The sequence below is a fragment of the Candidatus Omnitrophota bacterium genome (assembly GCA_028693815.1).
Classification (GTDB): domain Bacteria; phylum Omnitrophota; class Gorgyraeia; order Zapsychrales; family Aceulaceae; genus Aceula.
In genome coordinates this window covers 42478-63948 of sequence record JAQUUP010000005.1, presented here as the reverse complement: position 1 = coordinate 63948, position 21471 = coordinate 42478, and the positions used below count along the sequence as shown (strand labels likewise).

The 21471-nt window shown below is 36.8% G+C and carries 22 protein-coding genes; 2 read left to right on the top strand and 20 right to left on the bottom strand.

Features of this window, described 5'->3' with window-relative positions:
* Position 1: 1 nt before the first annotated feature.
* Genes PHY73_02885 through PHY73_02860 form a run of 6 tightly spaced genes read right to left on the bottom strand, consistent with a single transcriptional unit; the run spans position 2 to position 4693 of the window.
* Positions 2–607, bottom strand: coding sequence for a riboflavin synthase (locus PHY73_02885; protein MDD3374653.1), 606 nt, complete (start codon positions 605–607; stop codon positions 2–4).
* Positions 608–627: 20 nt separating this feature from the next.
* Positions 628–1722, bottom strand: a complete 1095-nt coding sequence (gene ribD, locus PHY73_02880) for a bifunctional diaminohydroxyphosphoribosylaminopyrimidine deaminase/5-amino-6-(5-phosphoribosylamino)uracil reductase RibD (GenBank protein ID MDD3374652.1) — start codon at positions 1720–1722, stop codon at positions 628–630.
* 1 nt (position 1723) lies between these two features.
* The gene (locus PHY73_02875; GenBank protein MDD3374651.1) at positions 1724–2548 is read right to left on the bottom strand and encodes a PHP domain-containing protein; all 825 of its coding nucleotides are present in this window, start codon (positions 2546–2548) and stop codon (positions 1724–1726) included.
* The gene (gene nusB, locus PHY73_02870; protein MDD3374650.1) at positions 2545–2973 is read right to left on the bottom strand and encodes a transcription antitermination factor NusB; all 429 of its coding nucleotides are present in this window, start codon (positions 2971–2973) and stop codon (positions 2545–2547) included. Before nusB ends, PHY73_02875 begins: the two co-directional genes overlap by 4 nt.
* A gap of 33 nt (positions 2974–3006) precedes the next feature.
* Positions 3007–3477, bottom strand: coding sequence for a 6,7-dimethyl-8-ribityllumazine synthase (ribH, locus tag PHY73_02865; protein MDD3374649.1), 471 nt, complete (start codon positions 3475–3477; stop codon positions 3007–3009).
* Position 3478: 1 nt separating this feature from the next.
* Positions 3479–4693, bottom strand: a complete 1215-nt coding sequence (locus PHY73_02860) for a bifunctional 3,4-dihydroxy-2-butanone-4-phosphate synthase/GTP cyclohydrolase II (GenBank protein ID MDD3374648.1) — start codon at positions 4691–4693, stop codon at positions 3479–3481.
* Between the two features lie 139 nt (positions 4694–4832).
* Here PHY73_02860 and PHY73_02855 point away from each other — a divergent pair, with 139 nt between their 5' ends.
* A complete protein-coding gene (locus PHY73_02855; protein MDD3374647.1) occupies positions 4833–5303 on the top strand; it encodes a CinA family protein in 471 nt (156 codons plus the stop codon).
* Positions 5296–5865: an RNA 2',3'-cyclic phosphodiesterase gene (gene thpR / locus PHY73_02850; GenBank protein MDD3374646.1), complete on the top strand. Its 570-nt coding sequence runs from the start codon at positions 5296–5298 to the stop codon at positions 5863–5865. Before PHY73_02855 ends, thpR begins: the two co-directional genes overlap by 8 nt.
* Positions 5866–6119: 254 nt before the next feature.
* Here the strand turns inward: thpR and PHY73_02845 are convergent, their stop codons facing one another.
* The 14 genes from PHY73_02845 to ychF all read right to left on the bottom strand — a co-directional run bounded on the left by PHY73_02845 (position 6120) and on the right by ychF (position 21469).
* Entirely contained in the window at positions 6120–6896 is a 777-nt protein-coding gene (locus tag PHY73_02845) for a Bax inhibitor-1/YccA family protein (protein MDD3374645.1), read from the bottom strand.
* A 173-nt stretch (positions 6897–7069) separates the two neighbouring features.
* Entirely contained in the window at positions 7070–7525 is a 456-nt protein-coding gene (locus PHY73_02840; protein ID MDD3374644.1) for a phosphatidylglycerophosphatase A, read from the bottom strand.
* On the bottom strand, positions 7522–8100 hold the full coding sequence (gene pgsA, locus PHY73_02835; protein ID MDD3374643.1) for a CDP-diacylglycerol--glycerol-3-phosphate 3-phosphatidyltransferase: 579 nt from the start codon (positions 8098–8100) through the stop codon (positions 7522–7524). The genes PHY73_02840 and pgsA overlap by 4 nt, the downstream gene beginning before the upstream one ends.
* Before the next feature lie 52 nt (positions 8101–8152).
* Positions 8153–9451 carry a 30S ribosomal protein S12 methylthiotransferase RimO gene (gene rimO, locus PHY73_02830; GenBank protein ID MDD3374642.1) on the bottom strand — a complete coding sequence of 433 codons (1299 nt, stop codon included), beginning with the start codon at positions 9449–9451 and terminating at the stop codon, positions 8153–8155.
* Between the two features lie 14 nt (positions 9452–9465).
* Positions 9466–10251, bottom strand: a complete 786-nt coding sequence (locus PHY73_02825) for a DUF4115 domain-containing protein (GenBank protein ID MDD3374641.1) — start codon at positions 10249–10251, stop codon at positions 9466–9468.
* Positions 10244–12469: a DNA translocase FtsK gene (locus PHY73_02820; protein MDD3374640.1), complete on the bottom strand. Its 2226-nt coding sequence runs from the start codon at positions 12467–12469 to the stop codon at positions 10244–10246. The genes PHY73_02825 and PHY73_02820 overlap by 8 nt, the downstream gene beginning before the upstream one ends.
* Entirely contained in the window at positions 12466–14565 is a 2100-nt protein-coding gene (gene pnp / locus PHY73_02815; GenBank protein MDD3374639.1) for a polyribonucleotide nucleotidyltransferase, read from the bottom strand. Before pnp ends, PHY73_02820 begins: the two co-directional genes overlap by 4 nt.
* Positions 14566–14574: 9 nt before the next feature.
* Positions 14575–14844, bottom strand: a complete 270-nt coding sequence (gene rpsO, locus PHY73_02810) for a 30S ribosomal protein S15 (protein ID MDD3374638.1) — start codon at positions 14842–14844, stop codon at positions 14575–14577.
* A gap of 108 nt (positions 14845–14952) precedes the next feature.
* Positions 14953–15954 carry a sensor domain-containing diguanylate cyclase gene (locus PHY73_02805; protein MDD3374637.1) on the bottom strand — a complete coding sequence of 334 codons (1002 nt, stop codon included), beginning with the start codon at positions 15952–15954 and terminating at the stop codon, positions 14953–14955.
* A gap of 80 nt (positions 15955–16034) precedes the next feature.
* A complete protein-coding gene (gene gpmI / locus PHY73_02800; GenBank protein ID MDD3374636.1) occupies positions 16035–17663 on the bottom strand; it encodes a 2,3-bisphosphoglycerate-independent phosphoglycerate mutase in 1629 nt (542 codons plus the stop codon).
* Between the two features lie 128 nt (positions 17664–17791).
* The gene (locus PHY73_02795) at positions 17792–17977 is read right to left on the bottom strand and encodes a DUF4032 domain-containing protein (GenBank protein MDD3374635.1); all 186 of its coding nucleotides are present in this window, start codon (positions 17975–17977) and stop codon (positions 17792–17794) included.
* Between the two features lie 91 nt (positions 17978–18068).
* On the bottom strand, positions 18069–18821 hold the full coding sequence (locus PHY73_02790; protein ID MDD3374634.1) for a hypothetical protein: 753 nt from the start codon (positions 18819–18821) through the stop codon (positions 18069–18071).
* 46 nt (positions 18822–18867) lie between these two features.
* Positions 18868–20295, bottom strand: coding sequence for a DUF4139 domain-containing protein (locus tag PHY73_02785; protein ID MDD3374633.1), 1428 nt, complete (start codon positions 20293–20295; stop codon positions 18868–18870).
* A gap of 100 nt (positions 20296–20395) precedes the next feature.
* Positions 20396–21469, bottom strand: a complete 1074-nt coding sequence (gene ychF, locus PHY73_02780) for a redox-regulated ATPase YchF (protein ID MDD3374632.1) — start codon at positions 21467–21469, stop codon at positions 20396–20398.
* Between the last annotated feature and the right edge of the window lie 2 nt (positions 21470–21471).

Genomic DNA, 21471 nt, shown 5'->3' with positions numbered 1-21471 from the left:
GTTACTTTCCAATAACAAGATCTTGTTCGCGTGCAGATAAAATATATTTTGCTAAAAGATCTGTTTCAATATTCACTTTATCATTATCTTTTTTAGAACCCAAGGTTGTCACCTTAAGAGTGTGCGGAATAATATAAACAAAAAACATGTTCCCTTTAACTTCGCCAATCGTTAGACTAATCCCATCAATACAAACAGAGCCTTTAGGAGCCAAATAACGTGCAAGACTCTTTGGAATCAGAATTTGAAATTCTTCATAATTCGGCAAAGATATTCTTTTCTTAATTGTCCCAACTCCATCAATGTGACCCGATACAAAATGACCTCCCAATCGATCATTAACACGAAGCGCGCCCTCAAGATTAACCCTGCTTCCGACTTCTAAATATTTTAAAGTCGTCTTATCCATTGTTTCTTTCATAATATCAAAAGTAAAGACATCTTTCTTTAACTTCGCAACAGTAAGACAAACTCCATCAGTCGAGATACTGTCACCAATTTTAATTCCTTTTAAAACTTTTTTAGCTTTAACCGATAAGACAATAAGATTTTCTTTTCGCTCAATCTTTTGAACAATGCCTTTTTCTTCAACGATTCCTGAAAACATTAAATTCCTTTCCCTAACAGCTACTTTATATAAGCCTCAATAAAAATATCACTTTTCATGTATTTTAAACGCATATCGCCTAATTTTAAAGAACGATTCACATTTTTTATTCCAAGCCCAGTAATTGCACTTTTCGCCTCTTGATCTCCAATAATTTTTGGTGCAATAAATATCCACATTTTATCTGCAAGCCCTTGCTTTAAAACGCTGCCCACGATAGTTGCTCCGCCTTCAACAAGAATACTTGTAATCTCATGACCTGCTAAAATTTTAAAGAATTTCTTTAAATCAACGCGTCCGTCCTTGGATGAACAAACAAAAACATTGATCCCTTTTTTTCTAAAATTTTCAATTTTCTTTATGCTTGCAGATTCAGTTGTTGCAATATAAATATTGTGAGAATTTGTTTTTTTAAACAAATTCGCACCTAAAGAAATCCTCAAAGACGAATCAACAATAATCTTTTTTAACTCTTTTGATTCTTTCGTTGCATTCAAAAAAGGGTTATCCTTAACAACAGTATTAATTCCAACTAAAATTGCATCAAAATCATTACGCAACTCATGCGCTAATTTTCTCGTTTCTTCGCTCGTAATCCACTTTGAATGCCCGTTAGATGTTGCAATCTTTCCATCCATTGTCTGAGCACATTTAACAACAACAAACGGCATCCCTTTTTTAATATATTTAAAAAAAGCCTCATTCATCTGAAAAAGCTCATCAGCCAAAATCCCAACTTTTGTCTTAACGCCAGCTCTATTTAACTTTTGAATTGATTTTCCGTTATTCTTTATATTTGGATCTTCTGTCCCAATCACAACTTCTTTAATACCGCTGTTAATAATTGCATCAACACAAGGCGGCGTTCGTCCAAAATGCCCACATGGCTCAAGAGTAACATACAGCTTTGCCCCTTTAGAAAAACGTCCAGCTTTCTTTAAAGCTTCAATTTCTGCATGATCAGCCCCACAACGCCGATGATATCCTTTAGCAATAATACGATTATTCTTAACGATCAGAGCCCCAACCATAGGATTAGGCGAAGTCTGACCTTTCGCCTTAAGCGCAAAATTTAATGCCATTTTCATATAAGTTGTATCAGAATTTAATTTCATTTTATTTTCCCGCCATTGCCTTTAGCTGCTCGACAACTTCATAGGGCACTTTTGCTTTTCCAATAAACGTATTATCTTTTCCTTCTCCATGCGCATCCGACCCACCTGTTAAAATTAAATTATTTTTCTTTCCAATCTTTTCGTAATACTCAATTACAGACCTAGACCAATTCGGATAATACACTTCTAATCCTTGAAGTCCTGCTTTAACGAGCCCAGGAATTATTTCATCACAACGCGTACTCATAGGATGAGCTAAGACAGCAACTCCTCCAGATAGTCGAATAAGATTAATTGCTTCAACGGGCGTCTGCTTATACTTTTTTACATATGCCACAGCATCGTCAGCCAAAAACCGATCAAAAGCTTCTCTGATTGAAGATACCCATTTCTTCTCTTTTAAAACAAACGCTAAATGAGGACGTCCTACTGATTTTGTTTTTGTCAAAGAACAGACTTCGTCCAAAGAAATATTGTCAATACCAACACCTTTTAACTTCTCAATCATTTTCTCAATACGAGCAACTCGCGTATTTTGCATTTCTTCAATTTTATCCAAAAGCGTTTTATTTTTACAATCCAGACAATATCCAAGAATGTGGATATCTTTGCCATCTAGCTCCGAAGAAAATTCAATACCTGAAATAATTTCAAGATTCTTCGAGTCAGCTGCCTTTTGAGCAGGAGCCACACCCTCAAAGGTATCGTGATCTGTGATGGCAATACACTTTAAATCAGCATTCAAAGATTCTTGAACAACTTCCTCGGGCGTTAAACTACTATCCGAATAATTTGTATGTATATGAAGATCAGCAAACAACGTCACGATTTTTTATCTTTCACAACGGGATTCTCTTTGTGTGCTTTATCTAGAATTCCATTTACAAACTTGCTAGATTCAATATCCCCATACTTTTTAACAAGCTCAATCGCTTCATTAATAGAAACTTTCGATGGAACATCCGGCATATAGAGCAATTCAAAAATACCCATTCTTAAAACATTGCGATCAATAAAAGCCATGCGGCTTATATCCCAATTAGATGCGTATTTAAAAATTTTTGCATCAATGTCTTTTAAATTTTTTTCGATACCTGAGATGAGGACAGAAGCGAAATCTTTAATTTCGCTATCATTAATTTCAGAAAGGTCAGAAAAGCTTTTGGCGAGTAGTGACATAGACTCTTTTCTTATATCAGCCTGATAAAGAACTTTTAAAACTAATTCACGAGCTAATGTTCGTTTTCGCATTTATAGAATCCAATTCTAATCAAAGACCTAAGATTATATTTTCTTTAACTTCTTAAAGACATCAACCATTTCGAGAACTGCTTTTGCAACATCGCACCCTTTATTGTTATTCTCGTTAGAGCGCTTATACGCTTGATCTATTGTATCTGTCGTTAGAACACCTAAAACTACGGGCTTGCCTGTTGAAAGTGCGACTTTCTGAATACCATCACACGCACCTCGCGCAACAAAATCAAAATGTGCTGTCTCTCCACGAATCACAGCGCCAAGACAAATGACTCCATCAATATTTTTATTTTTAGCTAATTGAAGAGCAACAACAGGAATCTCCCACGCCCCCGGAACGAAAACAACAGTAGCATCAGTTTTCTTAACACCATTCTTAGACAGCTCTTCAAGACATCCATCTAAAAGCTTAGATGTAATAAAATCATTAAACTGGGAAACAACAACGCCCAGCTTGATACCTTTTCCTTTCAAATCCCCTTTAATTATTTTTGCCATATTAAAATCTCAAAGACTCTAGAAAATGACCTAGCTTTTCTTTTTTAGTTTTTAGATAATTCTTATTCTTTTCGTTATGAGGAACAACGATAGGAACGCGCTCAGAAACTTTAAGACCATAACCCTCAAGTCCAACAATTTTCTTTGGGTTGTTCGTTAAAAGTCTAATTTCCTTAACGCCTAGATCAACTAAAATTTGAGCGCCAATTCCATAATCACGTAAATCAGCACCAAACCCTAATGCTTCATTTGCCTCAACAGTATCCATACCCTGGTCCTGAAGATGATACGCCTTAATTTTATTTTGCAATCCAATGCCTCGACCTTCTTGTCGCATATAAAGCATAACACCAGAACCTTCTTTTTTAATCGCCTCTAAAGCTGCATCTAACTGCTCACGACAATCGCATCGCCTTGATCCAAAAACATCGCCAGTTAAACATTCAGATTGCACGCGAACCAAAACAGGTTTTCCATCCGAAACGTTTCCTTTTACGAGCGCAACGTGAGTAACTCCATCAACAGTTGAATCATATCCAATCATTTGAAAATCGCCATGTATTGTTGGAAGCTTTGCCTCTCCTGACTTCTCAATCAACTTATCTTTTTTTCTTCGATATTCAATAATACTATCAATAGTACAAATTTTTAAATTATGTTTTTTTGCAAATTCTTTAAGCTCAGAAGTTCTTGCCATCGTTCCATCTGGTTTCATAATCTCACAAATAACCCCAGCTGGATAAAGTCCAGAAATCTTCATCAAATCAACAGTTGCTTCCGTATGCCCTGCGCGAACTAAAACACCACCTTCTCTTGCCTTTAATGGAAATAAATGTCCTGGCCTAATAAGATCCTTTGGAGTTGTTTTCGGATCAATTAAAACTTTTACCGTTTGCGCTCTATCAGCAGCTGAAATTCCAGTTGTTGAATTATTGGCCGCGTCAACCGAAACGGTCCACCCAGTATTGCCCTCATCCTGCCAATCGCTACCAGCGGAAACCATTGGATGAAGCCGAAGTTCGTCCAACCTTTTTCCTTCCATTGGCATACAAATAAGTCCCCTGGCTTCTCTTGCCATAAAATTAATATCCTCAGCACTAACAAATTCCGCCGCAATCAAAAGGTCACCTTCATTTTCGCGACCCTCATCATCAATAACAATAATTATCTTACCCTGTTGAAGATCCTTGATAATTTCCTCTATTGAATTGCTCATAATACTCCGTCCTTTTTTATTATTAATCTAAATATATATATTAGTTATTCGAAAGAATAACACGAATTATAAGTCTTTTTGACTAAAAATTCAAGATGTTTATGTTGTCAAACGATTTACTGTTCCCTATAATGGATATATGCCTATAGAACAAAAAATAGCGAAAATTCTTATCAAAAATAAAAAGACATTGTCTCTTGCAGAATCTTGTACTGGCGGACTTCTCTCAAATCGTTTAACAAATATCAGCGGAAGTTCCAAATTCCTAAAAACAGGAATTGTTGCTTATTCGAACGAAGCCAAAATAAAATTCTTAAAAGTCCCTTCTGGCTTAATTAAAACTTATGGTGCTGTTAGCTCCCAAGTCGCAATAAAAATGGCAAATGGCGCACGCCAAGCACTCAACGCTGACTACGGCATAGGAATCACAGGAATTGCCGGCCCAACAGGAGGAACAAAAAACAAACCTGTAGGTCTTGTTTTTATTGCAGGAAGTTCAAAAAAACAAGACATCTGCATTCAGTGTCAATTCAAAGGATCTCGTCTAGCAATCAAATCAAAAATCTGCAAAAAAGCTCTTGAACTTCTTTTTGTTCTTCTTTATGAATAACCAAAGAATACGCGCCTTCATCGCAATTAAATTTAATAAACAAATAAAATCCCTTATCCTAAAGGCTCAGGATAAACTCAAAGAATATCACGCTAATATCAAATGGGTTAACCTAGAGAATACTCACATCACACTTCAATTTCTAGGAAACATCGATCAAAGTCAAATTGAAATTATTTCAAAAACTATTACGAACATTTCCAAGAATCATCATCCCTTTCTTATCAAAACAACCAGAATTGAAATGTTTCCTGCGCAAAGCCCAAAGATTATCTCTCTTGGAATCAACAAAAAAGAAAACAATCTTAAGAATCTTGCGGATGACATAAGCATCTCCTTAGCTAAAGTTGGATTTCTTAGAGAAAGAGAATTTTCTGCCCATATCACATTAGGGCGAATTAAAAACCTAAAAAAGATGGATCAGCTAAAGAAAGATATTCAGGATTTTGACTTTAACAAAGAAATCAAAAAGAACATCAATTCGCTGACCCTCTTCAAAACCACTCTCTCTCAAACAGGTCCAATTTATCAGGAAATCTCAAGCTTTACTCTAAAGTATTAAAATGAATATATATGATTCGATACTGTTAAATATGAATCTATCTGCATAGTAACATATTGATAAGTAAGTTTGAGTAAGTATTTAATACTATAAAATCATTCTATTAATACAATAATAATATTCTAGGTAATGATATATAGTAATTAAAGTAAGTTTGGGTAAGTCTAAGCTATTTCTATAATAAGCTGGGAATATATGAATATAGATCTATAATATATTAAGAGTAATCTTGAGTAAGTCTGAGTAACTATTTACTAACGTCTTCGAAGCTTTGAAAGTAGCCGAAGGATTTCAATATAAAGCCAAATCAAAGTAACCATAATGCCAAAAGCAGAATACCATTCCATATATCTTGGTAAACGATGTGCAGCACCCTGGTCAATAAAATCAAAATCTAAGACAAGATTTAATGAGGCAATTCCAACAACAAATAAGCTAAAAACAATTCCAAAGGTATTTGCTCCGTAAATAAAAGGTAACTGTATTCCGAAAAATCCTAAAACAAAATTTAGAATGTAAACAACAGCGATTCCTGCAGTTGCAGCAACAACGCCCATACGAAACTTTTCAGTCACCTTTATCAAGCCAGATTTATAAATTAACAGCAGAGAAAACAAAACCCCAAAAGTAAGACAAACGGCCTGAAGAACAATGCCAGGATACTGCATTTCAAAAATTGCCGAAAACCCGCCTAAAACAATACCTTCGCATAACGCATAGCCAGGAGCAGTAAGCGGTGACCATTGTTTCTTAAAAATAGTTATAAGCGCAATTATAAAGCCAACAATAGCGCAAACCATAACAAGACCCATCGATGTACTAGAAATCGGTACACCTTCCTGATTTAAGCCAAGGGTTGAAGCAGGCTGAAAAATTTTCCCCCAAGACCAAGAAGCTGTAATCATAACTAAAAAAAGAAGCGCAAAAACCTTGTTAACCGCTCCCTGAACCGTCATAACACCATCCCCTTCTGCAGCTTGAAGCTTCGAAAATACAGCTGGATTTAATGTTGGATTTGATGATCGTCTCATAATACCTCCTTAAATGAGCCTCTGCTTTTTTGCTTCACTTTGCTTGCAAAACAAAGCATCAGGGGCGAATTTATCCCGAGCGTGAAAGCGCGTCGGGATATTGAACGTTTAGATTCTTGAACTTTATCCCGCGCGTGAAAGCGCGTCAGGACTTCCTTAAAAATTACTAAAAATTAATTTGACCTAAAAATAAACAAAGAGATTTGCATAACAATATTTGCATAAAGCCCTGCGGCAACATCATCCATCATAATACCAATACCGCCTGGTTTTTTCTCAAAATAACTCACAGGATAAATTTTAAACATATCAAATGCACGAAACAGAAAAAATGCCGTAATCAACACAGGCCAAGTTCTAGGCAACATAAAAAAAGTAATCATCATTCCAGAAACCTCATCGATCACAACACAAGAAGGATCTTTTTCCTTAACAATATCCTCCATTTTTCCAGAAATGAGAAAACCGCAAATAGTCACAACAAAAAAAACAAAAATATAAAGATACATATTATTAAAAAGCAAAAAACACATAACACCAGCGACTACGCTAGCAGCGCTCCCTGGAGCAACAGGAACATAGCCAATCCCAAAGAAAGTTGAAACTGTCTTTATCAATATATTTTTCATTGTGTTTTTATTAAATTACGGTTTCGCCAAAAATAAGAAAGTCCAGAAATCAACGTTAATGCAACCGTGATGAGCATCGAGATGTTGATTCCAACCTTCCACCAAAATTCAATATCTTCAGACCAGCCAGAAATAATAGTAACCAATCGTTTAAAAATAATAAATCCTAAAATAATAAAAATAGCAACTACTTGCGAAACCGTTTTGTGCTTTCCCCCTCTTTCCGCAGCCAACACTTTTTGCTTCGTTAAAGCAAAAATTCTTAATCCAGTCACAAGAATTTCTCGACCCAAAATTAAAACAACCATCCAATCAATGACAATATTCATACGAACAAAAGCAAGAAAAGCAGCTAACATCAAGAATTTATCTGCAATCGGATCCATTAATTTTCCAAAATCGCTAACTAGATTATACTTCTTAGCAACATACCCATCATAATAATCCGTCAGCGATGCCAAAGCAAATGTCACCGTTGCCAAAATAGCAAAAATTAAACTTTCCTGCCCGATAAAAAAAATAAACAAAAATGTTAGAAAAATACGTGATATCGTTATTTTGTTTGCAAGGTTCATTTATTTTACTCCTAAGTCTTGCCACTATTTGTTTTACTAAAAATTTTACTCTCTAGCAAGGCTTCCCTAATAAATCATACTCATAACTGTCTATTATTTCAACCTTAAAAAAATCACCAGATTTTAGCTTCTTTCGCGTCTCAATATAAATAACACCATCGACTTCAGGCGCATCATATTGACTACGACCGACATATAATCCCTTTTCATTCTTTATTTCTTCGTCAACAACAACAAAAAGTTTCTTGCCGATAAAACGCCTGAGCTTAGACGTTGAAATCCCCTGCTGAATTTTCATCAAGGTGTCATATCGTCTTTGTTTGACATCCTCTGAAATCTGATTTGGCAAACAAGCAGCTTTAGTGCCCTCTTCTCTTGAATACATGAAGACACCTAATCGATCAAACTGAAACTTTCGAACAAATGCGCATAATTCCTTAAACTGAGCCTCAGTCTCGCCCGGATAGCCAACAATAAAAGAAGTTCGCAAGCAACATTCAGGCATTTTATTACGAATTTTCTTGATCAAAGCAATAATTTCTTTTTTAAAGAAATGCCGATTCATGTCTCGTAAAATTTTATCATTTACATGCTGCAAAGGAATATCTAGATATTGACAAATACGCTTTTGGCTCTGCATCAAATCAAGCAACTCATCTGTGACATGCGAAGGATATGCATACAACAGCCGAAACCATTTAATCTGACTTGTATTTTTTAACAAACTCTTAAGCAAGTCAACAAGGGCTTTGTGTTTGTATAGATCAAGCCCATAGGCAGTAATATCTTGGCCAATAATATTTATTTCTTTGATCTTTTTTCGATCAAGCCGTTTTGCTTCTCTTGTGATTGATTCTATCGAACGCGAAACAAACTTTCCTTTAATTTTAGGAATCACACAAAAATGGCAAAGATTATAACAACTTTCACAAATTTTCAAATACACATAAGATTTTGGTGTCAGAACAACCTTCTTTTCATTCTCCTCTTTCTCCAAACTCAATACACCGTCGATGAAATCTACTTCCTTAAACTCTTTACGCATTTGCTTTGGATAACGCTCTGGAAAACATCCAACAACGGCAATTCTTTTAATAATGCCGCTTTTCTTTAAATCAATGAGCTCTAAGATTAAATCAATTGTTTCTTTTTTTGCCGTTTCAATAAAAGCACATGTGTTTAAAATAACAACATCTGCTTTTTGGCTATGGACAATCGCATGATTTTTTTTCTTAAGCCGGCCTAATATAATCTGGGAATCGACTAAATTCCGCGCACAGCCCAAATTAATAAGCCGTACACTAGAAGACTTTGGGATTTGATTAACAATTGGGATTTTTGAAAATTGCACGATTAGATTAGATATTATTCTTCAACCGTAAAACCACTAGGCGTTATGATAATTTTATTAATTCCTCGATTGCCATCAGTTAAAGAACTGATTGCTTTTCCGTTTAGTTCTAATTCAAGACCTAGCAAATTTTTTCCAGATAATTCAATTCTTTCTTTCGCATTCCAAGACTCAACAGCACCCTTCGACAATGAAGATCGAAAAACTTCGCTTCCATCTGCTGATACGCGCAACCACGTCTTCTTTTTAGCACGAACGACCAAATTAACTTTTTTTTCAGAAACGCTAGAAACCTTTTCTTCTGGATTAACTTTATCAACAACAGGTTTCGAGGCAACAGCCACCACCGGTTTTTTCTTAACAACTCTTTCCTTTGTTGTCTTTTTAGAATCCACTTGAGGTTTTCGATTAAAAATACAGCCTCCAATGCGAAAAACAACAAAAAGTCCAAAAATAACAACAACAGTTTTAACAATGTTGCGAATAACATTCGGTGTAAAAATATTTGACTCTTCTCCTTCCCAGAAATTCTTTCCTCGATGAAAGGATGTCGGTTCTGGAATTTTTTCAGGATGATAATCCTCTAAAATTCTCCTAATATCAATTCCTAAATAATTCGCATAAAGCTTAATAAATGCTCGATAATAAAAATCTGTCATGCTTCGAACACGATACCCCTCTTCAATAGCTTTAAGCGCATCTAAGGGGACCTTTGTTGCTTCATGGACTGTCTCAATAGCAATCCCTCTTGACTCTCTCGCTTCTTTTAAAATCAAACCTTTTTGGGCACGATCATCCATTATCACTCTCCGTATTTTCTTCCATGTCTTTCATTAACCAGTCCTCACGATTCACAAGAATCTCTCGAGGCTTGCTTCCACAATATGGGCCGACAATTCCCTCTTGTTCCATCATATCAATTAATCTTGCCGCCCGTGTATATCCTAAACGCATACGTCGCTGCAAAATTGAAACAGATGCTTGATTTGTTTCAATCACCAAACGCACAGCCTCATCATAAAGCTCATCTTTCTGTTCTGATGCACCCGTTGCAGAAGTTTTTTGCTTCGCAATAATACTGTCATCATAAACAGGCTCTTGCTGAACTTTAATAAAATCAATAACATTTGAAATCTCATCATCTGAAACATAGCAGCATTGTCCTCGAATGGGTTTTGCTTCGCCAGGCTTTAAAAAAAGCATGTCTCCTTTTCCAATTAAGCTCTCAGCTCCATTCATATCTAAAACAGTCCGCGAATCAATCTTTGATGCAACCTTAAAAGAAATGCGCGCTGGAAAATTTGCTTTAATAACGCCCGTAATAACATCCACCGACGGCCTCTGAGTCGCCAAAATTAAATGAATCCCGACCGCCCGTGACAATTGCGCCAACCGTGTAATCGCACTCTCGACTTCTTTTGGGCAAATCTGCATCAAATCCGCAAGCTCATCAATAACAACAATGATATACGGCATACCATTGCCTTTTTTATGATAATCAACAATATTACGTGACCCTGTTTTTGAAAGCTGCGAATAACGCGTCTCCATCTCACCAACAACCCAATGAAGCGCTGCAGTTACTTTCTTCGGATTTGTCACAGCTGGGCACAAACAATGAGGAATAGGATTATACTGGCTTAACTCAACCATTTTTGGATCAACCATTAAAAATTTTATTTGATCAGGCCCATATTTATAAAGCATTGATAAAATAATACTATTTAAACAAACTGTTTTACCAGACCCGGTTGTTCCCGCAATCAAAAGATGCGGCATGTCAGCTAAATCTGCAACCATAGACTTTCCAGCTGTATCTTTTCCAAGCGCAAGCGTTAAGCGATGTTTCGATGAAATAAAGTTTTGTTGCGACAAAACTTCCTTCAAATATACAGTAGCTGAAGAAATATTTGGAATTTCAATCCCAACACGATTTTTTCCTGGAATTGGAGCTAAAATGCGAATCGAAGGCGCTTTCATAGCAAGCGAAATATCGTCAGAAAGCGTTGTGATCTTTTGCACCTTAACGCCTGGTGAAGGCTCAAGTTCGTAACGCGTAATCACCGGCCCTTGCTCAATATCAACAACCCGAACAGAAACACCAAACTGAGCAAGCGTTTCTTCTAAAACTTTTGCCCCGCCTGACAAATCTTCCTCTTGCTTTTGAGACGAAATAGCCGGTGGATCTTTTAACAAATCTACACTTGGCAAATTATATTCACCAACATGACGAGGCTCCTGCACAGCTACAACAGCTGCCTTTGAAGGTTCTGGTTTCGCAATGCGAATTCTTGGCTTCTGAGCTATTGATAAGCCTTCCTTATCATCTTCTAGTTCTTCATCATTGTTTTGTTTTTTCGATTCAGCCTTTATAAGCGCTTTTTTAGCTTGAAGCATTTTTTCTTTTGCTTTTTCTCGAAGACGGGTTGTCAGACTTTCTTCTTTTTCTTCTTTTTTTGCCTGACGTCTTTCTTTTAAAAATGCAAACGCCTCTTTACCCCCCTCAATTACTTTTAAAATAAATGGATAGATTAAAAACTCTCCAATCACAATAGAAGTCAAAACCGTAAGGGCGCCCAAAATAATATAAGAACCAACCAAACCAAAATATTTTACAAGAAAATTCGAAACAAAAATACCAGTAATACCAGAACGTGCAAAACGCATATCTTGCGCTTGTGCACCGATAAGACTGAACAAAGAGCTCAAGACAACAAAAATAACGCCAAAACTAATTAACTTTGAAGCTGAAAATTGCATTTCACGATTTGCAAATTTATTCCAACTCCAAAAAAATAAAAAAATCGCGATAAAATATGCACTATAACCAATAACAAATAGTAATGCTCCGGCTAAATACGCACCAAAAATTTGAATAAGATTGTGAACGGGAACGTTCGGATGAGATGTATACCACGGAAGATCCGCAGGATCGAAAGAAATCAAACTGGCCAGGAGAATTAACGCCATAGCCAGAATGACAACACCTTTTATCTCGTTAACATACTGAGATTTCATTCAGCTTGTTTTTTGCTTAAATTTACACGCTTCTGTTCATCTATTTTAATAACTTTAACCTTGAACTTATCGCCAACCTTAACAGCTGACTCAATGTCTTTGATGTATTCACTCGACAACTCAGAAACATGAACCAAGCCATCCTTGCCAGGCATAAATTCACAGAAAACACCAAAATTCATAATTTTCTTAACTTCAGCATCGTAGATTCTTCCTATTTCAGGTTCTTCTACAATACCTTTGATAATAGCAACGGCTTTATCACAAGCAGCTTTGTTTGGCGATGAAACCAAAACAGTGCCTGTATCATCAATATCAATCGCTGCTTCAGTATCTGCAATAATTTTCTTAATAACTCTTCCTCCAGGTCCAATAACTTCACCAATCTTCGAAGGATCAATATGCAGCTCAATAATCTGAGGAGCATATTCAGAAACAGCTTCTCTAGGAGATGGCAATGCCGCATGCATTTTATCGAGAATTTCAAAACGAGCTTTTTTTGATTGCTCAACCGCTTTTGATAAAAGTTCAACGCTAATTCCTTTGATCTTAAGATCAAGTTGAATCGCTGTAACACCTTTACGTGTACCTGCAACTTTAAAATCCATATCCCCAAAATGATCTTCAACACCAAGAATATCAGTTAGTAAAACTTCTTTACCCTGACCTGTAATAAGTCCAACGGAAATTCCAGCAACCGGATCTTTAATCGGAACACCTGCATCCATCAAACAAAGCGTTCCAGCACAAACAGTCGCCATACTAGAAGAACCATTAGATTCAAGAACCTCAGAAACAACGCGGACAGTATAAGGAAATTCTTCTTTTGTTGGCATAATCGCGCACAATGCTTTCTCAGCTAAGGCGCCATGACCAATCTCTCGGCGACCCGGTCCACGCATTGGACGAGTTTCACCAACACTAAACGAAGGAAAATTATAATGCAACATAAATGATTTATTAGTCTTTCCTTCTAGCGCATCAATCATCTGCTCATCACTACGCGTCCCAAGCGTTGCGATTGATAAGCTTTGAGTTTGACCTCTAGTAAACAATGCTGAACCGTGCGTACGAGGCATAATCGTAACTTCGCAATCAATCGGCCTAACTTCGTCCATAGCGCGTCCATCAATTCGCCTGTTTTCTTCTAGAGCAATACGTCTCAATTCTTCTTCTTCGATTTGCTCAAGCGCCATTTTAATATCAGAAATAGAAACTTCGTTCTTTTTCTCAGGTTTAAACTCATCAAAAATCGACAAATCTTTAGTCAACTCTTTCGCTAAAGCATCAATACCTGTTTGACGGTCCTCTTTTTCTGCAATTTTATAAATCTCAGAAATCTTCTTTGAAGCAAGCTCTTTGACCTTTTTAACTAATCCAGGATTGACTTCTTGAAGAACAACCTCTGCTTTTGGCATTCCAATATTACGAACCAATTCCTTTTGGACAGCAATCAAGTTCTTTAGCTTCTCGGCACCAAAAGCGATGCCTTTAACAACAACATCCTCAGCAACTTCTGAGGACTCGCCTTCAATCATGACAATACCATCATCTGATCCAACAATCAGTAAATCCAAAGGACTACCTTCTCTTTGCGTATTTGTTGGATTCAAGATAAATTCATCGTCAACTAATCCAACACGAACAGCGCCAATCGGCCCTTCAAATGGAATATCCGAAATAGATAAAGCCACAGAAGCTCCCATTAAGGCAAGAATGTCTGGTGCATTTTCACAATCGCTACTTAAAACTAAAGCAACAACCTGAACACAGTTAAAAAATCCTTTTGGGAAAAGCGGTCGAATCGGCCTATCAATAATTCGAGAAATTAAAATCTCGCTTTCTGATGGACGTCCTTCTCGCTTAAAAAATCCTCCTGGAATTCGTCCAGCAGCATATGTCTTTTCTTTGTACTCAACTGTTAATGGAAAAAAACCTGCGCCTTCTTGGGCTTCTTTTGCCATACATGCCGTAACTAAAACAACGGTTCCTCCGCATGTCACCGTAACAGCTCCGTTAGCCTGTTTCGCTAATTTTCCAGTCTCAATAATAATATTTTGATCCCCAAAAGGAACCTCAATGCGTTCAATATTCATTAACTAACCTCACTTACGTAAATTAAGCTTCTTTATTGTTTCTTCGTATTTTAGGGGATTTTTTTTCTTTAAATAAGCCAAATGGCGTCTTCTGGCACCAATCATAACCAAAAGACCACGGCGAGAATGAAAATCTTTTTTATGAACTTTTAAATGCTCTGCAAGATCATTAATTCTTTCAGTTAAGATTGCGACCTGAACCACTGAAGATCCTGTATCTTTCGCATGAACTTTAAAATTATCAATTACCTCTGTTTTCTTTTCTTTCAATAAAACCAATTCCTTTTCCTCCTTCTTCGTTATTATCAACTGACGTAAATTTTGGACATTATACTATTTATATATATAATAGTCAAGTTTTATATAAATCCTTGAAATATTGAATATTTATGAAAAATGAACACAATTTCGGCCATCTGCCTTAGCCTGATACAATGCTTTATCAGCACAATGAATAAATTCTTTAGTCGTTTTTGCTTGATTAGCAGGATAAGATGTTGCTCCAATACTTAAAGTCGTCTTAATTGAACTCTTAATGTTAAGCTTAAACTGCTTATTAGCAATTGTCTCTCTAATGCGCTCTGCGGCCACAATGGCCCCGGATTGCTCTGTTCCTGTTAAAATAATTAAAAATTCATCTCCTCCGTACCTGCCCAAAAGATCCGTATTTCGTAAAAGCTTATTTAGAAAACCTGCAATCTGCTTAAGCATACGATCCCCGATTTGATGTCCAAAATTATCATTAATGGGCTTAAAATGATCAATGTCAACCATCAAACAAGCCATTGGCGCATTATAGCGACGGCATCGATTAAGCTCTTCATCAACACGCTTTGTAATCGTTTTATGATTCAACAAACCTGTCAAACTATCTTCTTGCGCAATACGCTTTAAATAATTTTCTTTCTTTTTGCGCGCTGTAATATCTTCAATTGTAATAATGACTCTAGACAAAGTTTCTTCATACTCATTAGGAACAGCAGCCCGCAGCCATAAATCGCGGCGTTTTCCATTCGCTGCCTTGGTCGAAAACTCCGATTCAAAAATCCTCTCGCCGCTAATCAAAGAAACAAATTGTTCAATTAAAACTTTTATGTCATCCCTAGTAAATGTTTGCCCAAAATGCTTAATAAGCTCCTCTTTGCTCTTAGAACCATGAAGCTTAAGCGCGGCCCTGTTAGCATCACAAACTTTGATACTCTGAAATGCCTTAGCGGCAACGCTGGGATGTTGACTTAAATATTTATGATAATTAACAACACCTTGCTCTTTGAGTTGATCTCGTAACTCAATAAAACACGAAAAATCTTCTTCCCAAATTGAGACTGGAGAATGCTCAAAAATTAATCGAAATTTCTCATCATGAAGTTCAGGCTTCTTTTTAGTCATAATAGGTGTAATGCATTTATTTCTAGTATATATTTATACTGGCGCTGTTTAAAGAGAATTATTAAATTTATCGCATAGCACTATTCAACCGAAATCAAAGACGAATCATAGTCCTTTGGCGCATTAAACCCAAGAAAATTAAGCAGTGTTGCCGCCACATTTGACAGTCCCCGCTTATCAAGATCTGCCATCTTATATTCACCGTCATATGCAGAATCAACGATAATAAATGGCACAGGATTTAATGTGTGCGCAGTCTTAACAGAGTGCTTTCCATTTTTTTCCGTAAACATCTCGTCTGCATTCCCGTGATCGGCGGATACAACCGTGATCCCACCAAGAGAACTCACGGTCTTGATAAGCTTACAAACACATTCATCTAAAGCTTCCATTGACACCTTGATGGCATCAACGACACCCGTGTGTCCGACCATATCTCCATTTGGAAAATTAATACGTCCAAACTTATATTCACCGCTTTTCAAAAGCTCGATCGCTTTTTCAGTGATTTCATAAACTTTCATTTTAGGCGCTTGCTCAAAGCGAACTTTATCAGATGGAATCTCGATATATTTCTCCATTTGCTCATTGATATATCCAGATTTATTTCCATTCCAAAAATATGTCACATGACCATACTTTTGCGTTTCTGAAAGCGCAAAAGATTTGATACCTTCATCACAAAGATATTCGCCAATCGTTCGATCAATTTTAGGAGGATTCACCAAATAATTCTTGGGAACTTTGAGATCTCCATCATATTCCATCATTCCAGCAAATATCACATTCGGATAATATTCTCGATCAAATTCGCTAAAATCTTTTTCATCAAAAGCACGCGACAGCTCAATAGCTCTATCTCCTCTAAAATTTAAAAATACAACTGAATCTCCATCATTAATTTTCCCAACTGGATTCCCGTCTTTTGCAACAACAAATGACTCTAAATACTGATCCGTAATTTTTGGATCCTCATCATAATACGTCTGAATAGCTTGAGTCGCTGATTCAAACATACGAGCTTTACCGAGCACATGGGCATCCCACCCTCTTTTAACAACGCTCCAATCAGCAGCATAACGATCCATTGTTGTAATCATCCGTCCTCCGCCAGAGGCGATGCAATAATCAAACCCAAATTCATCATTAATTGTTCTTAAAAGCTCTTCGGTTTTCTGAACATATCCCAATGCGGTTTTTTCTCCAACATCACGCCCATCCAACAAAATATGCAATCGAAGCTTTTTAACATTCTGTTTTGCACATTGCTTAATTAACGCAAAAAAATGCTTGATGTGAGAATGCACATTACCGTCGGAAAGAAGGCCAACAAGATGAATTGTGCTCTTATCCTCAGATGGATTCTTTGTCAATTTCTCCCAAATAGGAGTTTTAAAGATTTCTCCTGTTTCAATAGACGCATCAACCAATTTTGCTCCCTGCTCAAACACTCTGCCTGCACCAAGCGCATTATGACCAACTTCACTATTTCCCATATCATCATCCGTTGGAAGTCCTACGGCAGTTCCATGAGCCTGAAGTGTCGTAAAAAGATCACTCTTAAAAAGCTGATCCAAACATGGTGTTTTTGCGCTAAAAACACCATCCGTTTCATCTTGTTTTCCAATTCCAACACCATCCATAATAATAAACAAAAGAGGCCCTGGGCGTCCTTTAAATTTCTTAAGCTTTTCTAGTTTCAATGACATTTTAATTCCTTTATAATTATTAATACTAATATGGATATTGAACCATTGCGTATAAAAAATGGCTTTTACTAAATTTTCTTCAAATTATTTTGAGGGGTATAAGTGAAAAACAAAACAGGACCTGAAAATTACGCAGGGATCTCTAAATCGTGATATCTAAGCCATTCTTGAGCAAATCGCTTATGCCAATCTTTGGCGGCCGCATTAAATCCAATATCGCGCCCCTTCTTTTCACTCTCAAACCATTGATGGCGTTGAATTTCCTCGACAACTCTTTTATCTTTTAAAAGTTCTTCTAGTGGTATTTTACACATTTTTTATCCCCCGTGGCAAATTTATTCTACCTCTTTTTAAAGATATCTGTCAAGAAATATAATTTTAACAGAAATAATTTCCATCTGTATTCTATGTTATTTCAACGCATGGATTTGGATCAAATGGATTCGCTCTTAACGCCAATGAAAACAAGTATGGATACGATTTTTTAAGATGCTTCATGTACTCAATCCACTCAGAAACTAAATAACGATACACGCGGTCAATGTCAGACGCAATATGCGCATAATCTGCCTTTGGCAACAATGCAAGATCTTTTCGCTGCAACAATTCTTCCATTAAATGAAAAACAGACCACAAAAGACCTGTAAATGCATCATGTTCTAACATATTGGGGTTAGCCAAGAGATTTGCCAAAAAATCACGTTTGGAGGCCAAAAGTTTTTTTATTTCAACTAAGCTCTCTGTTGTTATATCGATGTCGTGATGGCAGTGCTTTAAATTATCAACCGCTAAAGAAAACTCCTTAAGCGTCCGGTTGCTTGCAGAAGAAAGCTTATCACTTATTTCTTGAGACTCTTTGTCTAGCGCTATAAATTTTCTCAAAAGCTCTGTGCCAACTTCGCTAAAAAATATTCCAATCAACATGTTTAGCTTATTAAGCATCAAACGTTTTTCTCTTCGGCTTAAAACTTGATGCAAAATAAGCGTAACAAGCAAAACCTCAATAAAAACAAACGCAATATCGCCGATCAAATAAATAAAAATATGATGCGCATCATGAAAAATCAGATAATGAATATAATAAACGAAAGCCGAAAACATCAAAAGGCTAATACCAAACCAAACCTGCCAATTAAAAAAAATCTTAAATTTTTTCATAAATCTTCCTCGCTATAAATAACTCCTTAAAGACGAAAAACCTCTATTAAATTCCAACGCGAATCCGATATTTAACAGTAACTTCGCCGTCTTTAGGAACTCTAACATCAAAACGTGCCGTAAAGGCTCCTATCTTCTCGTATTGATGGCTACTTGAAAGCATCGTCCAGTTACCATAAAGCGGCTCAATAAGCCCAACGGTTATCTCTTCTTTTTTATGATTACGAACGGTGATTTCCCATTCTGTTTCATAAAGCGTTCTCGTAATCTGTTTGTAGTCGATCTGTTTACGCTCAACAACAACATCAAATGCCTCTCCAACTTTAATTTTAACTTCTTCATCTTTCGGCATATGATCAATGCGATCTTCACCAATAAATTGCAAAGAACCTTTATCGTCTTGCTTATAAAGGCGCATTATTCCAGCGGGCAACGGAAGCCCAAGATTGTTCTTTTCTTCATTCTTAAATTTTACAAAAACCTTGGCTTTCTGTTTTGGAATCTCTTCTCGATATTGACGCGTGTAATATCCTTGCTCACCATAAACTAAAAACTCTTTCGTAATGTTAAACCCATTGGCTTCCAACAAACTAATTTGTTTTGTTTGATTATCCTTAATATCGGTTTGCCGCTGCAAATCATAAATATGATATTCAAAAAATGCCTGTTCTTGAAATTGCGGTGCTTCCATAATAGAATCCATCATTAATGCTTCGTTTTTATATCGCATTCCACGCCCCTGATTTTGCTGAACGCGATTAACATCACCAGCAACAAGCTTGAGCTTAGCATTATTATAAGCAGTGCCGCTTTTATTGTCGATGGTTACCCAGCCCGAGAGATCTGCTTTTACATCAGCTTTATCGAGAATCAAAACATAGTCTGCTTTCCAATTAATCTGATTTGTCAAATAAGAAACCTGAAGATCGTGAGCCCTCACGCTAGAAGCATACATCCACGTTAGAGTTGGCTTGGCAATAAGATTTTCTGGAATTTTTGGCAATACTTGATAGCCAGGATAACCCAAATAAATTTCATCGCCGACTTTATAAATCTGACCGTTGTTATTACTCAAAAGTGTTGCCTCAACAATGCTCTTACGATCCTGATACTGATTATTTTCCATCAGCTTAATTTTCTTACCAACAAATTTATCCAAAAGCTTTGTGCTATTCATCAAATCGTATTCATAATTCTGCTCTAAAACCATAAACTTGTCCGGTGCGTTTAGAGATTTAGCATGAACCGTCACCGGCATAATAGAAGCCGCCACATCCATAAACTGAAGTTCGTTTTCTTTTCCGGTTGAAAGATTAACTTTACGCGTATCTTTAACAAGCCCAACGTTTGAATTATAAACCGTCACCTCAACGCCTATTTGATCATCGATAGTAGATTTTGTTACAGTCTGAGCCTGCGCTAAAGAAAACGCACAAAAAACAAATATAACAGAAATTAATAAAATCTTTTTCATCTTTCCCTCCTAAATGAGGACATAATTTGTAGAGCGAAGCGCTCGTAAATTATTAGTCCGAATTTATCCCGTACCCAAAGGGTATCGGGATTTCCTTAAGTTATACGCTAAACCGAAAATGAGCCACATCCCCATCTTTCATAACGTATTCTTTACCTTCCAAAGTAACAAGATTTTTTTGCTTAACCGTTTCATAATTACCTTCGCGTTTTAAATCATCATATTTGAAAATTTCTGCACGAATAAAACCTCGCTCAATGTCAGTATGAATTTTTCCAGCAGCTTGCGGCGCCTTAGTCCCCTCAGAAACTAACCAAGCCCGCGATTCTTTTTCTCCCGCTGTAAAAAAACAAATCAAATCAAGAAGTTCTTGGCCTGCCTTTGCAAGCTTTGCCAATCCCGGCGATGTGATACCGGCATCTTCATAATAACTCTCTCGCTCTTCTTGTGGCAACTCTAAAATTTCGGCTTCAAGCTTTGTTGACAAAACAATGACTTGCGTCTTTTCCTTTTCTGCCAATTCTCTTAAAGGCTTAAGCATATCATCGCAAGGATCTCCTTCGGATGTATTAGCTACATATAAAATTGGCTTCATCGTTAGAAATTGAAACTCTCCAATAACATCATCAGGAAGATTAAGCGAACGCGCCGATTGTCCATCATTGAAACCTTTAATTGCAATATCTAAAGCTTCCACCTTATCTTTCGCGTTTTGATCTCCAGATTTTGCTACCTTAATCAATCGCTGATAAGCCTTCTCTGCTTGTTGCAAATCTGCCAGCAATAGCTCAGTTTCAATCGTTTCTGCTGCATGAATTGGATTCAAATCTCCGGTAGCGTTGACAATATTCTCATCATGAAAACAGCGAACCACATGACATATTGCATCCACGCTGCGAATATTACCCAAAAACTTATTTCCTAAACCTTCTCCTTGGCTTGCCCCTTTGACAATACCAGCAATATCAACAAATCGAATTCCACTAGGTGTGATTTTCGCACTCTGAAATTCTTTAGCCAGATGCATCAACCTCTCATCTGCCAGAGGCACAATTCCAATGTTTGGCTCAATTGTTGTAAACGGAAAATTTTCGGCGGCAACGCCTGCGCCAGTTAATGCGTTAAAAAGTGTTGACTTTCCTACATTAGGAAGCCCAACGATTCCTATTTCCATTC

Excerpts from the sequence above, each read along its gene's own strand:
- PHY73_02885 (MDD3374653.1), bottom strand. The coding sequence starts at position 607 with ATGTTTTCAGGAATCGTTGAAGAAAAAGGCATTGTTCAAAAGATTGAG.
- ribD (MDD3374652.1), bottom strand. The coding sequence starts at position 1,722 with ATGAAATTAAATTCTGATACAACTTATATGAAAATGGCATTAAATTTT.
- nusB (MDD3374650.1), bottom strand. The coding sequence starts at position 2,973 with ATGCGAAAACGAACATTAGCTCGTGAATTAGTTTTAAAAGTTCTTTAT.
- ribH (MDD3374649.1), bottom strand. The coding sequence starts at position 3,477 with ATGGCAAAAATAATTAAAGGGGATTTGAAAGGAAAAGGTATCAAGCTG.
- PHY73_02860 (MDD3374648.1), bottom strand. The coding sequence starts at position 4,693 with ATGAGCAATTCAATAGAGGAAATTATCAAGGATCTTCAACAGGGTAAG.
- PHY73_02855 (MDD3374647.1), top strand. The coding sequence starts at position 4,833 with ATGCCTATAGAACAAAAAATAGCGAAAATTCTTATCAAAAATAAAAAG.
- thpR (MDD3374646.1), top strand. The coding sequence starts at position 5,296 with ATGAATAACCAAAGAATACGCGCCTTCATCGCAATTAAATTTAATAAA.
- PHY73_02845 (MDD3374645.1), bottom strand. The coding sequence starts at position 6,896 with ATGAGACGATCATCAAATCCAACATTAAATCCAGCTGTATTTTCGAAG.
- PHY73_02840 (MDD3374644.1), bottom strand. The coding sequence starts at position 7,525 with ATGAAAAATATATTGATAAAGACAGTTTCAACTTTCTTTGGGATTGGC.
- pgsA (MDD3374643.1), bottom strand. The coding sequence starts at position 8,100 with ATGAACCTTGCAAACAAAATAACGATATCACGTATTTTTCTAACATTT.
- PHY73_02825 (MDD3374641.1), bottom strand. The coding sequence starts at position 10,251 with ATGGATGATCGTGCCCAAAAAGGTTTGATTTTAAAAGAAGCGAGAGAG.
- PHY73_02820 (MDD3374640.1), bottom strand. The coding sequence starts at position 12,469 with ATGAAATCTCAGTATGTTAACGAGATAAAAGGTGTTGTCATTCTGGCT.
- pnp (MDD3374639.1), bottom strand. The coding sequence starts at position 14,565 with ATGAATATTGAACGCATTGAGGTTCCTTTTGGGGATCAAAATATTATT.
- PHY73_02805 (MDD3374637.1), bottom strand. The coding sequence starts at position 15,954 with ATGACTAAAAAGAAGCCTGAACTTCATGATGAGAAATTTCGATTAATT.
- gpmI (MDD3374636.1), bottom strand. The coding sequence starts at position 17,663 with ATGTCATTGAAACTAGAAAAGCTTAAGAAATTTAAAGGACGCCCAGGG.
- PHY73_02795 (MDD3374635.1), bottom strand. The coding sequence starts at position 17,977 with ATGTGTAAAATACCACTAGAAGAACTTTTAAAAGATAAAAGAGTTGTC.
- PHY73_02790 (MDD3374634.1), bottom strand. The coding sequence starts at position 18,821 with ATGAAAAAATTTAAGATTTTTTTTAATTGGCAGGTTTGGTTTGGTATT.
- PHY73_02785 (MDD3374633.1), bottom strand. The coding sequence starts at position 20,295 with ATGAAAAAGATTTTATTAATTTCTGTTATATTTGTTTTTTGTGCGTTT.
- ychF (MDD3374632.1), bottom strand. The coding sequence starts at position 21,469 with ATGGAAATAGGAATCGTTGGGCTTCCTAATGTAGGAAAGTCAACACTT.